General features: G+C 59.0%; 10 protein-coding genes. 5 read left to right on the top strand and 5 right to left on the bottom strand.

All coding sequences use genetic code 11. The annotated features are described in order from the left end of the window. Positions 1-35 precede the first annotated feature (35 nt). The 4 genes from KCG44_RS06635 (at position 36) to KCG44_RS06620 (ending at position 3,490) form a co-directional block, all read left to right on the top strand. Entirely contained in the window at positions 36-1,334 is a 1,299-nt protein-coding gene (locus tag KCG44_RS06635) for an MFS transporter (protein ID WP_255536383.1), read from the top strand. A gap of 34 nt (positions 1,335-1,368) precedes the next feature. Next, complete coding sequence (gene moaB / locus KCG44_RS06630; protein ID WP_218445103.1) at positions 1,369-1,896, top strand: molybdenum cofactor biosynthesis protein B; 528 nt, start codon at positions 1,369-1,371, stop codon at positions 1,894-1,896. Between the two features lie 80 nt (positions 1,897-1,976). Further along, positions 1,977-2,312, top strand: a complete 336-nt coding sequence (locus tag KCG44_RS06625; RefSeq protein WP_218445101.1) for a hypothetical protein — start codon at positions 1,977-1,979, stop codon at positions 2,310-2,312. A 32-nt stretch (positions 2,313-2,344) separates the two neighbouring features. After that, positions 2,345-3,490, top strand: coding sequence for a PA0069 family radical SAM protein (locus tag KCG44_RS06620; protein ID WP_218445100.1), 1,146 nt, complete (start codon positions 2,345-2,347; stop codon positions 3,488-3,490). A 718-nt stretch (positions 3,491-4,208) separates the two neighbouring features. Here the strand turns inward: KCG44_RS06620 and KCG44_RS06615 are convergent. The 4 genes from KCG44_RS06615 to KCG44_RS06600 form a co-directional block, all read right to left on the bottom strand. Further along, the gene (locus tag KCG44_RS06615; RefSeq protein ID WP_218445099.1) at positions 4,209-4,391 is read right to left on the bottom strand and encodes a hypothetical protein; all 183 of its coding nucleotides are present in this window, start codon (positions 4,389-4,391) and stop codon (positions 4,209-4,211) included. Between the two features lie 43 nt (positions 4,392-4,434). Then, complete coding sequence (gene gyrA, locus KCG44_RS06610; RefSeq protein ID WP_439651440.1) at positions 4,435-7,095, bottom strand: DNA gyrase subunit A; 2,661 nt, start codon at positions 7,093-7,095, stop codon at positions 4,435-4,437. Between the two features lie 165 nt (positions 7,096-7,260). After that, positions 7,261-8,454: a mechanosensitive ion channel family protein gene (locus tag KCG44_RS14545; protein ID WP_218445096.1), complete on the bottom strand. Its 1,194-nt coding sequence runs from the start codon at positions 8,452-8,454 to the stop codon at positions 7,261-7,263. A 26-nt stretch (positions 8,455-8,480) separates the two neighbouring features. Continuing rightward, on the bottom strand, positions 8,481-9,473 hold the full coding sequence (locus KCG44_RS06600; RefSeq protein ID WP_218445095.1) for a DNA topoisomerase IB: 993 nt from the start codon (positions 9,471-9,473) through the stop codon (positions 8,481-8,483). Positions 9,474-9,692: 219 nt separating this feature from the next. On the opposite strand from KCG44_RS06600, the gene KCG44_RS14540 reads away from it, so the two are divergent. After that, positions 9,693-10,778, top strand: coding sequence for an acyltransferase family protein (locus KCG44_RS14540; RefSeq protein ID WP_218445094.1), 1,086 nt, complete (start codon positions 9,693-9,695; stop codon positions 10,776-10,778). A 9-nt stretch (positions 10,779-10,787) separates the two neighbouring features. On the opposite strand, the gene KCG44_RS14535 is transcribed toward KCG44_RS14540, so the two are convergent. Continuing rightward, positions 10,788-12,200: a DUF5935 domain-containing protein gene (locus tag KCG44_RS14535; protein ID WP_218445092.1), complete on the bottom strand. Its 1,413-nt coding sequence runs from the start codon at positions 12,198-12,200 to the stop codon at positions 10,788-10,790. Positions 12,201-12,326 lie beyond the last annotated feature (126 nt).

Below are 12,326 nucleotides of genomic sequence, written 5' to 3'. Positions count from 1 at the left end.
CGGCAATTCCCGCCGCTCCCGCTAAGCACCGGCACATGTCCGCTGCGCCGCCGCCAACCTCAGTCATGTCCGCGCTCGCGCCTGTTGCCGCCCTATTGGTCTCCGTCGCGTTGCTGCTGATGGGCAATGGCCTGCAGGGGGCGCTGCTGCCGCTGCGGGCTGAAATCGACGCGCAGACCGCTATCGAGATCGGCATTCTCGGCTCGTCCTACTTTCTGGGCTTCGGCATTGGCTGCCTCAGCGCCGCGCGCTTTGTGCAGCGCGCCGGTCATATCCGCGTCTTCGCCGCCGCTGTGGCGCTCGCGTCCACGACGGCGCTGGTGCATGCGCTCATTTCGGAACCGGCGATCTGGTGGCTTTTGCGCGGCACGACCGGCTTCTGCTTCGCCATTCTCTACACCGTTATCGAAAGCTGGCTGAATGAAAAGGCGACATCCGAAAACCGCGGCGCGATCTTCTCCGTCTATACCGTCATCAACCTTACCGTGCTGACGCTGGGCCAGCTGATGCTGCTGCTTGGCGACCCCGCGCAATTTCCGCTTTTCGCCGTGGCATCGATCCTCGTCTCGCTCAGCGCCATCCCGCTCGCGCTCAGCACCTCGGAAGCCCCCGCCCCCATCCAGAGCGCAAAAATCAACCTGAAGAAACTCTATCGCCAGTCCCCCGTCGGCGCGGCGGGTGTCCTTGCCGTCGGCCTCGCCAATGGCAGCTTCTGGGCGCTCGCGCCGATCTTCGCCGCAGGCCGCGCCGACGCCGCCAGCCCCGCCGCCGCCGTCGCCATTTTCATGAGCGTGGTCGTGGTTGGCGGCGCCATCGGGCAATGGCCGATCGGGCTCTTGTCCGACCGTATGGACCGCCGCCGTGTCCTCATCATGACCGCACTTGGTGCCATCGCCGCGGCGCTCTGCATGCTGCTGGTCGCCGATCGGGTACCGCACGGCGTCTTCATCTTCGGCTTTTTCTACGGCGTCTTCGGTTTCCCCATCAATGCCATCGCCACCGCGCATATGAATGACCATACCGAGCCATCGGGCTTTGTTGAGACCGCCAGCGGGCTGCTGCTGCTTTATGGCATCGGCGCGGTGATCGGCCCCATCATGGCCTCGATCATCATCAGTTTCACGAACCTCGACGCGCTGTTCGGCTGGATTCTCGCGGTCCAGACAGTCCTCGTCCTCTTCACCCTCTACCGGGTCACGCGCCGTGAAGCGGTCGCCGACGAGGATCAGGGCAGCTTTGCGAGCGCCCTGATCGCCGCGCAGACGACGTCCCCCATTACCGCGTCCTCTGGACCGCGCAGGCGGGGGACGGAGACGGGCGCGCCGTCCGACTAGGTTCATTCCCGCGTTTCGGTTAAGGACCGCGCCCATGCCCATTGATGACACAATCGCCTTCACGCCCATTGGCATCGCCGTCCTCACCGTCAGCGACACCCGCACGCCCGCCGACGACCGGTCGGGTGATATTCTGGTGAAGAAACTGACGGATCACGGCCATAGTCTCGCCGCGCGCACGATCGTCAGGGATGACGTTTCCGCCCTCACCGCGCAGCTGAACGCGTGGATCGATAGTGCGGACATCGACTGCATCATCACCACTGGCGGCACCGGCGTTACCGGCCGCGACGTGACACCCGAAGCCTTTGCGGAGGTCTGCGAAAAGGACATCCCCGGCTTTGGCGAGCTGTTCCGCATGCTCAGTTACCGGTCCATCGGCACCTCCACCGTCCAGTCCCGCGCCTGCGCAGGCGTCGCGCGCGGCATTTACCTCTTCGCCCTGCCCGGCTCGACCGGCGCGGTGAAGGACGGCTGGGACGGCATCCTCAAGGACCAGCTCGATAACCGCCACAAACCCTGCAACTTCGTCGACCTGATGCCAAGGCTGCGGGAACGGTAGCGCATGACCGCCCCGCTGCCGAACGTGCGGCGTTCCCTGAAAAACACCTCATTCTTGTGGTGTGGAGCGCCTGTCTCGCAGTGGGTACATATACACATATCGCCGACCTGATTACAGGCGGCTGGCTCCCTTATCGCTATGCGCCAGCAGGCATGAACGCCTACTGGACCGCACTCACATGTCTTGACCCCCTTGCCATCCTGCTGCTGTGGACGCGGAGGCGTTGGGGCGTCGCCCTGACGCTGATCATCATGCTCAGCGACGTGCCCGTCAATCTCTACGCGACGCTTACCCTGTGGGATGTGCCGCCTCTGGAAAACACAGGGCTGCTTCTGCAAAGCGCGTTCCTTATTTTCGTATTGGGTACCTTCCGTCACCTGCGGAAACCGGATGTGCGATGGAATGGCCGACCTTAACAGATTGATTTGTTCGTGGTATGTTCCCGCTCATGCCTGTTTTTCCGCCCGCCTCTCTCGTCCACGGTCGCGGCGCGCCTGCAAATAACCTCAGCCAGCGCTTCGACCGGATCGTGCGCGAGGCGGATGGGGACTGGCTGGATGCGGAAAGAACTTTCGCTGACCGCACCGGCACACTTGTAAGAGAGGATGCGGCCGACCCGTATGATCCTGAGCGTGCAAATATCGGGCCCGCCGCGCCGCGCACAGAGGTTTCCATCGAAAAGCCGAAAACCGCGATCACGCGCAATCAGTCGCCGGACGTGCCGTTCGACCGGTCCATCAACGCCTATCGCGGTTGCGAACATGGCTGTGTCTATTGTTTCGCGCGCCCGACGCACGCCTATCTCGGCCTGTCGCCGGGGCAGGATTTCGAAACCAGGCTGACCGCAAAGCCTGACATTCCCGCGCTCCTCCGCCGGGAACTTTCGAAACCGAATTACCAATGCCGTCCCATCGCGCTCGGCACCAACACGGACCCCTATCAACCTATCGAGGCACGCTATCGCATCACGCGCGGCATTCTGAAGGTTCTTGAGAATACGGGCCACCCGGTCACCATCACGACGAAATCCGCCCGCGTCTGCGAGGATATCGACATCCTGGCACGCATGGCAAAGCGCCGACTGGCGGCCGTGATGCTGTCGGTGACAACTCTCGATCCACGCCTGGCGGGAAAGATGGAGCCGCGCGCTTCCTATCCGGCGCGGCGCATCGCGGCAATCCGCGACCTGACGGCGGCGGGCATCCCCGTCCATGTCTCCGTGTCGCCTGTCATTCCGGCCATCAATGACCATGAGATCGAGGCGATCGTGGAGGCGGCGGCGACCGCGGGTGCTGTGGGTGCGTTTTCCATTGTCGTACGCCTGCCGCACGAAGTGTCGCCGATCTTTCGCGAATGGCTGGCCGCGCATTTTCCGAACCGCGCGTCTCGGGTCATGAGCCACCTGACCGAAATGCGCGGCGGGAAAGACAATGAGGCGGACTTCTTCAAACGCTTCCAGCCAAAGGGCGCCTATGCCGCGATGTTGCGGGACCGCTTCCGAAAGGCCGCCGCGCGATGGGGCCTCGACGGCAATCGACTGGATCTCAGTACCGATCTTTTCGCGCCGCCCGGTCAGCAACTGAAGCTGTTTTGATGTAATTCCCCAATCGCGGCCGCGGGCTTTCCTGAGCGGCACCTAAGGGTCGAGAAACATACCATGCTGCAGCATCGCGCATCCCTCGACTGCGCTAGCGCCAAGATTCATAACCACCAAGCGATAGTGGCGGCGAGGCGGATGACGGCTTAACATGTTGCGGCGAGTTTATCGCAACTGATGGCGACGCGACCGAAGTCTTTAAGATGGCATAAGGCGCGCTCGACGAGGTTGCCGTGCTTCTACGTGTCGCGGTCGAATGGATGCAGTCGTTTGCGGCGCGGGCCGCGAAGGATTCCTGGCGCAGTTCAACGCGCGATCGGCATCTGGCGCAGGGCACAATTGTCAAAGGCACGTTGGGCGGCGTGCTATCCAGGCTGTTTATCGACGGTAGCTGGATCAAGGTCCACCGCACTGCTGGTGGTGCAAGAAGCGGGCCTTCGCTCATGCTATCGGCATCGCCAAAGCCTGTCCCAAGCGCCTGCCTTGGCAGGCAGACGAAGGGGCGGGGTGCCACACCAAGCTCCACGCTATTTGCCACGAGAAAGGCCGCCCACACGTCCTCCTACCGACGCTAGGTAATACGTATGATATCAAGGTCGCCATTCAGACGATCAATGCCATGCCGCTATCGAATTATCCGGTTGTCCATAGAGGCTACGACAGCGACGCCTTGCGGTCGTAATTGATCGTGCGCGGAACTACTCCTGTCATCCCGTCAAAATCCAATCGCAAGGTTCAGATCGAGCACCACCGGCAAATCTATCGCCAGCGCAATGTCATCGAGCGCATGTTCTGCCGCTTCTAGGACTGGCAACGCATAGCAAGCCGGTGCGATCGCAATATCAAAACCTTCACGGCCACCATCGCCATCGCAGCATTCGTCACTTGGTGGCTCCAATGAGTCCGGACGTTAGTAGACCTACTCCCACACCCCAATCACCTCACTCCCCGTCCGGTACCTCGGCGTCAATCACGTCGCCCGGGGCTTCCAGCACCGCTGCGCCTTCGCCCTGGTCGTCGGCGTGGTCTTCGTCGTCGTCCTCTTCGAGGATCTTGGCGGCGGAGACGATTTTTTCGTTGTTGGCGACCTTGAACAGGGTGACGCCCTGGGTGGCGCGGCTGGTGGTGCGGACGTTGGTGGTGGGGATGCGGATGAGCTTGCCCTGATCGGTGACAAGCATCAGCTGCGCGCCCGCCTCCAGCGGGAAGCTGGCCACGACCGGCCCCGTCTTGTCGGTCATGTCGATATTGGCGACGCCCTGCCCGCCGCGCCTGATGCGGCGATATTCGGACGAGGGCGTCTGCTTGCCAAAGCCATTCTGGCTGACCGTCAGGATCATGTCCTCGGCCTCTTCCGCCCCGTCGATGACGGAGAGCGACATGACGCGGTCGTCGCCCTTCAGCGTGATGGCGCGCACGCCGGTCGACGTGCGGCTGGTGAAGGAACGTACATCGGTGGAGGCGAAGCGGATGGCCTTGCCGTTGCGGGTGGCCAGGAACACGTCCTGGTCATCGGTGCAAAGCGCGACGCCGACCAGCGCGTCGTCCGACCCCTCATCGAAGCGCATGGCGAGCTTGCCGCGCGTCGGGATGTTGGTGAACAGGTCCATGGCGTTGCGGCGTGCGGAGCCGTTGCGGGTGGCGAAGACGACGTTGAGCGCGCCCCATTCGGCCTCGTCCTCCGGCAGCGGCAGGACGGTGGAGATCGTCTCCCCCTCCTCCAGCGGAAGGAGGTTCGCCATGGCGCGGCCACGCGACTGCGGCGTGCCCTCCGGCAGTTTCCAGACTTTCAGGCGGTAGACCTTGCCCGCGGAGGAAAAGAACAGGACGGGCGTGTGCGTGGAGGTCACGAACAGCTGCGTGACGACGTCCTCGTCCTTCATATTAAGGCCGGAACGGCCCTTGCCGCCGCGTTTCTGCGCGCGGTAGATGCTGAGCGGGACGCGCTTGATATAGCCCGTCAGCGTGACGGTGACGACGCTCTCCTCGCGCTCGATCAGATCCTCATCGTCAATATCGTCGAGATAGGGCAGGATTTCGGTGCGGCGCGGGGTGGCATAGGCGTCGCGGACGGCCTCCAGCTCCTCACGCATGACGCTGTACAATCGCGCGCGATTGCCGAGAATGTCGAGCAGGTCCTCGATCGTGTAGCTGATCTCTTTCAGTTCGCCGCCGATTTCCTCGCGGCCCAGCTGCGTCAGGCGATTAAGGCGAAGGTCGAGGATCGCCCGCACCTGCCGGTCGCTTAGATTATAACGGTCGCCTTCCACGACCGCGCCGCGCACACCGTCACCCTCGACAAGCGCGATATATTCCGCGATTTCACTGCGGTCCCAATCCTTTGCGAGCAGCTCCTCACGTGCCACAGCAGGGCTGGCAGCGCCGCGAATGATGCGTACCACCTCGTCCATGTTGGACACGGCAACGACAAGGCCGAGCAGGATGTGGGCCCGGTCGCGCGCCTTTTCCAGCTCGAATTTCGCACGGCGCGTAATGACTTCCTCACGGAAGCGGATAAACGCTTCGATGATGTCGCGAAGGTTGAGAAGCTCCGGCCGCCCGCCGCGGATGGCAAGCATGTTGAAGCTGAAACTGGATTGGGCGGGGGTGTAGCGATAGAGCTGGTTCAGCACGACGTCGGCCGACGCATCGCGCTTCAGCTCGATCACCATGCGGACGCCATTGCGGTTGGATTCGTCGCGAACTTCGCTGACGCCCTCGATACGCTTGTCCTTGACCGCCTCGGCGATCTTTTCCTCCAGATTATCAAGGCCGACCTGAAACGGGACTTCGGTGAAGACGATGCGTTCGGCGCCGCCCTGACGCTGTTCGATATTGGAACGCGCCCGCATGATGACACTGCCGCGGCCGGTCGTATAGGCCGCCGCCATGCCGCCCTTGCCCATGACATAGCCGCCGGTTGGAAAGTCCGGGGCGGGTACGAATTCCATAAGGTCCTCGGCGGTGACCGCCGGATTTTCGATATAGGCAAGCGCCGCGTCGACAACCTCGCCCAGATTATGCGGCGGGATATTGGTCGCCATGCCGACGGCGATGCCGCCCGCGCCATTGACCAGCAGGTTCGGAAAGCGCGCCGGCAGGACGGACGGCTCGCTTTCCGACCCGTCATAATTGTCGATGAAATCCACCGTGTTCTTGTCGAGATCGGTGGTCAGTTCCTCCGTCACGCGCTGCAGACGGCTTTCGGTGTAGCGCATGGCGGCGGCGGCGTCGGGGTCCTGAGAGCCGAAATTGCCCTGACCGTCGATCAGGGGAACGCGCAGCGACCAGGGCTGCGCCATGCGCACGAGGGCGTCGTAAATCGCGCTGTCGCCGTGCGGGTGATATTTACCCATGACGTCGCCGACGATGCGCGCGGATTTGCGATAGGGCCGCCCGGCGACATAACCGCTTTCATAGGCGGAATAGATGATACGCCGATGCACGGGTTTCAGGCCATCGCGCACATCGGGCAGCGCACGGCTGACGATTACGCTCATGGCATAATCGAGGTAGGAGGTCTTCATCTCCTCCGTAATGTCGATGGGACGAATATCGTCGTCCCCGCCGCCGCCTGCTACCGGGCTATTCTCGTCCAAGATTTCCGCATCCTGCCAAAGTCAATTTATGGCATTTCTCTTACGGCGACCGAGCGCAATTGGCCAGCGATAAGGGACGTTTTCAGGCGCAATCGACAAGGCGCGCCGCGGCGGCGAGCCCTCGACGGCTGGTGCCCGGGCAAGCGCCGGAATAACGCCGCAAATTCGCTAGTCCGTTCCCGTCTTATCCTCATCGCGTACGATTCTGGGGTCGATTGGCTTTCCATCCGGGCCGGCAATGAACTCAACCTGCGTCGGATAAGCGAAATCAACGTCCATCTCAGCGAAGCGGGTCATCAGGGCCAGCATCACATCGTGCCGCCGCTGCATCATCTCGCCATAGTCCGCGCTCTCGGAATAGAACACCAGTTCGCAATCGATCGAGCTTGACCCGAACTGAAAGGCGTGAAGCCGGTCGAATGTCGCGCCGTGAATATCGCTGACCAGTGCCTCAAGCTCACCCTGGAGCGAATTCAGAACCTTGGGCGGCGTCTGATAGGTCACGCCGAAATGAAGGACCACACGCCGCCGCCGGAACTGCGCGAGATTGCGAATATTATCATCAAGAAGCTTCGTGTTCGAAACGATGACTTCCTCGCCATCAAGAGCGCGTACGCGGGTTGTCTTCAACCCGATGTTCTCGACCGTGCCGGTGATGGCCCCATAGTTGATCACGTCACCCTTTTTGAAGGGCTCGTCGAAAATGATGGAAAGCGCGGCGAACAGGTCGGAGAAGATGCCCTGCGCCGCCAGGCCGATGGCGATGCCGCCGACACCAAGACCCGCGACGAGCGCAGTGATGTCGACGCCGATATTGTCGAGGATGAGGATGACTGCGAGGGCCCAGACGACAATCGACACCAGCAGCCGGATGATACCCATGGCCGTCTGCAAGGTGGATTCGTCTTCATTCGGATCGTTCGCCTTTCGCGCGATGACGGCCAGAATGAACTCGCGGATCCAAATCGCGCCCTGAATGACGGCGGCGACGGTAAAGAAAAAGCCGACGACACGCTGAAAACCGGCGGGGGCATCGACGGTCAGGATGACCGCTTCGGCCGCGCAGGCGAGCAGGAAAAAGCTGCGCGTGCGGCGCACGAGACGGCCAAAAATGCCTTTCCAGCTATAGACGCCGTGCCGTTCGGGATCGCCGGCGAGTTTCTTGAAACCTTCGCGGATCAGAACGAGGGTCAGGTAAAGAACGAACGCCGCCGCACAGTAAATCAGCACGTCTGCCGAATCGTTCCTGACCCAGTCGAGCACCTGATCGGCATAGTCGATGACCCTGGCGGCAGGCTGCGTGACGGCATCCTGCACATTTTCCGCGGCACCCTGTGCCCCATCCTGCGCGCTGTCCTGCACGGTCTCGTCCCCTGATCGTGGTGCTTCTAAATGCGTGCCAGGAAATCAATCAAGCCACGTTCATGTGGGCGCAGATAGGCCGTCGCCGGGGGCAGTTTCAACCCGGCAACATCCGTAGACGCGTGATTCTTCGCATATTCGATCAGCGCGGGGTGCACATATGACTTGCGGCTTATCGCGATCGTATTGCCGAGTTCCTTCGCGACCGGTGCCAGCATGTCCTTCAGCGTCAGGTCACCCCCGGACCGCACGATCTGGCGAAACGCAATCGCACTCGCGTGCCATGTTCGGAAATGTTTCGCCGTGAAGTCGCTTTGCGTGGCGGCGCGGATATATGCGTTCACTTCATCTGATGAAACCCGGTGGCCTTTGCCGTCGTCGCCTTCCCAGGCGAAAAGGTGCTGACCCGGAAGATCCTGGCATCGCCGGGCGAGCCGGGCCAGCGAACCGTCATCCACGTGAAGCTTTCGCGCCTTGCCGCCCTTCGCCGTATATTCCAGATAGAGCCTGTCCCCGCGAACATCGACATCCTCATCCGTCAGCGTCGTCGCGCCCTTCGTGTTGTTTCGCCGCGCATAATCATCGTTCCCCACGCGGATGCGGCCGGCATCCAGCAGCCGGACCATCGCCGCGAGGACACGTTCGCGCGACAGGTTCCGGCGGCGTAGATCGGCCTCCACCTGTTCGCGCAGGACCGGAAGCGCGCGCCCGAATTCGACGGTGCGGGAAAATTTGTCAGCCTCGCGCAGCGCCCGGAATTCCGGGTGGTAGCGATATTGTTTGCGCCCCTTCGCATCGCGGCCCGTCGCCTGCAAATGCCCATCGGGCCACTGGCAGTACCAGACATTTTCATAGGCCGGCGGCACAGCGAGGCCGTTCAGTCGATTAATATCCCGCTGCCGGGCGATGCGTTCGCCGTGGGGATCGAAATAATGCCAGCGCTTGTACCGCCAGCGCCGCGAGATGCCCGGCTGGGCATCATCAACATAGCGGAGCTGGGAAGGAAAGCCTGCTCGCATACAATAAAATCACACCTCGAAAATTGCGCGTGCACGGAACAGCATAGTGAATGACGCACTGCCCGTATGAACAGTCCACACGATGAAAAAGTCAGTATTTTGTATCTATAACAATCGCCTGGAGCCTTTGCACCTCAGAAATACGTGAGCCAGTTCCAACAGGTTCTTGCAGGCCCTGCCTACATTTACCATTAACTGCGATCATGCTAGCAGCCCGGCATGACGAGTATAGCAGCGCGCAGCAGCATCGATCAGTTGACCAGCTTACGCGGAATCGCGGCTTGGTTCGTCGTTTTCTACCATCTCCGGCGGTTTCTGGTACCCTATCTGCCAGAAACACTAATCAATGTTGTTTCATACGGCAATCTCGCTGTAGATATGTTCTTCGTTCTTTCTGGATTTGTAATATACTTAAACTATTGTGACCGAGTTTCCATATCATTTCAGAGCATGCGGTCTTTTATGAAAAAAAGATTTGCTCGGATTTATCCTTTGCATGCATTTATATTATTAATTTATGGCGCATATGGCTTATCGGCACATTTATATGGATCTGAATTTACTTCATCGTACCAACCCGGTTACTTTATCGCATCCATATTTCTTGTACAGAACTGGGGATTTTTAAATCAGTTAGCTTGGAACGTCCCGGCTTGGTCGATTTCCGTAGAATTCGCTGCCTACCTCCTCTTTCCGTTCTTGCTAGCAATGCTTGCGCTACATCGCCGTAGTAACATCATAATCTTCGCTCTCATTATATTTATGATGACATTGTTATATTTAAGCTTTTGGTGGCTAGACGCCGATTTTGCCGGAGGTATTCCGTGGACCGGAATTCCACGCTGCCTCACACAATTCTCTATAGGGATGTGCCTGAGTGAATTTTATCGGCGCGGCCTTATGACCTCGAAAAGCAGCGTTCCCGCATTAGTCCTTGTGATATCGTGTGTTCTTGCTCTCAGTGTTCAGCCGGAAACACCCGTTGTGCCTCTTTTGTGGTGCGCGATCATCTGGTGGATGTGCGGATGGCAACACACAAATTGGCTACAATGGAAACCACTCGTCTATATTGGTGAAGTATCCTACGCAACATATCTAAGTCACTACCTGCTACTTACACTTACAAAGCTCGTTTTCGTAGACGCTTCAGGTATAATGAGCGAAATGGAAATTATCTTCTATCTGGTTGCCGTAGCAATTAGCTCGGTGTTATTGTACCATTTTGTAGAGCGCCCCGCCCAGTCGAAATTGCTATCATATGGCCGCACGTCGGCAATTCCGAGACCTGGCGAATCGCGCACATAAATGGCGACCCTAAGCGAGCACTGTGCTCGGACGTACTATGTGCGCATTCTTGAACGATGCCTTGCGCCCTCTTTCGATCACATTCGCAAGGTGATCGCTTCTTAGGTACCAGACCGAAACCAATAAGGAGATCATTGTGTACAGCGTAGGCTGGGTCGCAATGCCGACAAAAAGTGCGCCCGTGAGATAGACAAGAATGGTGATTGACATGGATCGCCCGAAATCCCGTGCCCAGTCCGACATTTCTCGTTCTTCACCGGTTTCCGTATTTAAGAGGGGAGTCACCAATTTGCGCTCTCGCTTAACGACGGCACGAGCTTTGTATAAAGCCCCGGTGACGATGCTCAGCCAGATTGCCAGCCCTGGTATGCCAAGTTCACCGAGCACCTCAAAATAGGCTGAATGAAACGCACGAGCTCGATCTTTTACTGAAAAATCAACCCTATCCGTCGTATTGCCTTCAACAGTCGTCTCGGACATTTCGACCGTAACATTATTTATCTTATAGATATGAAAGCCGCCACCAAACGGGTTTTCAGAAACGTAATCCAGTGTCCATTTCCAAACAGCAATCCGCGTAGACGCCGATTTATCGGAGTTAAAAGTCTCAAGCGTCGACATGCGCTCGGTGAAGCTAGCTGGCAAAAATGGTATTGATCCAACCAGCAACACCCCCAACGCAACACCCGAAATGATCTTCTTGCTGCTCCGCAGCCATAACAAAAAGCCGAGCATACCCATTGAGAGAAGCCCGGTACGGGCCTCCGCGCCAATAGTCACGAGGCACATGGAGAGGATGATGCCAAGCGTAATAATTAAAGTAAACTTGCTGGCCCTGACAAAGCTATTATGCTTGTAAAACCACCACAACATCGGCACCAGCGCCAGTGCCGTCGTAGAAAGCGTTGATGCCTCGTAAAGACCTGTGTTGTTATTTACGAGGAACAGGGACGCACCGTAGCCACCACCGCCGACGAGTACTTTGCCGCCAGCGGATAGCGTTATGGCCGATATAGAGCATAGGATCACGGCAAGCGCAGCTTCAATACGCAGGCGCGTCGTTAAAATCATCGGCAAAAATGCGGAGAAAAGCAGAGCTTTCGACATCGAATCGAGCTTTTCAATACCCGATGGTACGACCGCCCACCCATATGTCGCTACCACGGCATAGACGACGAATAACGTGACGAGGGCCTGCAACAGACCAAAGCGCAGCTTCTTTTCCTTGTCGAAAAGGAGAAATGTGATCAACGCTCCGACGCCTAAAATCATCGCCACTGGCAGCTGGTTGAAAACATAATAGCCAATTCGCTGGGGTTGCAGAAAGTCGACCCAGAGATAACCGAGCGCCATGAAATAGGGCACGCGGAAGGAGGCGAAAATGAACGCGAAGAGGATGCCGAGGAGAAGGAGGTCGCGCACTCAGCGGGGACGTTTCCGCAGGCCTTTGACATGGCCGCGCTGCTTCTTCAGACCCTTCTGAAAGGCCGCATCGCGGGCCTTTTCCTCACGGACAATGATCTTCCAAAGCATGATTCCCATCATGAG

Source organism: Pacificimonas pallii (assembly GCF_019204005.1).
In the GTDB taxonomy this organism is placed as follows: Bacteria; Pseudomonadota; Alphaproteobacteria; order Sphingomonadales; family Sphingomonadaceae; genus Pacificimonas; species Pacificimonas pallii.
This window is presented reverse-complemented; position numbering and strand designations above follow the sequence as displayed.

Bases quoted from the DNA above. Each gene is read 5' to 3' on its own strand.
- KCG44_RS06635 (WP_255536383.1), top strand. From the start codon at position 36: ATGTCCGCTGCGCCGCCGCCAACCTCAGTCATGTCCGCGCTCGCGCCT.
- moaB (WP_218445103.1), top strand. From the start codon at position 1,369: ATGCCCATTGATGACACAATCGCCTTCACGCCCATTGGCATCGCCGTC.
- KCG44_RS06620 (WP_218445100.1), top strand. From the start codon at position 2,345: ATGCCTGTTTTTCCGCCCGCCTCTCTCGTCCACGGTCGCGGCGCGCCT.
- KCG44_RS06600 (WP_218445095.1), bottom strand. From the start codon at position 9,473: ATGCGAGCAGGCTTTCCTTCCCAGCTCCGCTATGTTGATGATGCCCAG.
- KCG44_RS14540 (WP_218445094.1), top strand. From the start codon at position 9,693: ATGACGAGTATAGCAGCGCGCAGCAGCATCGATCAGTTGACCAGCTTA.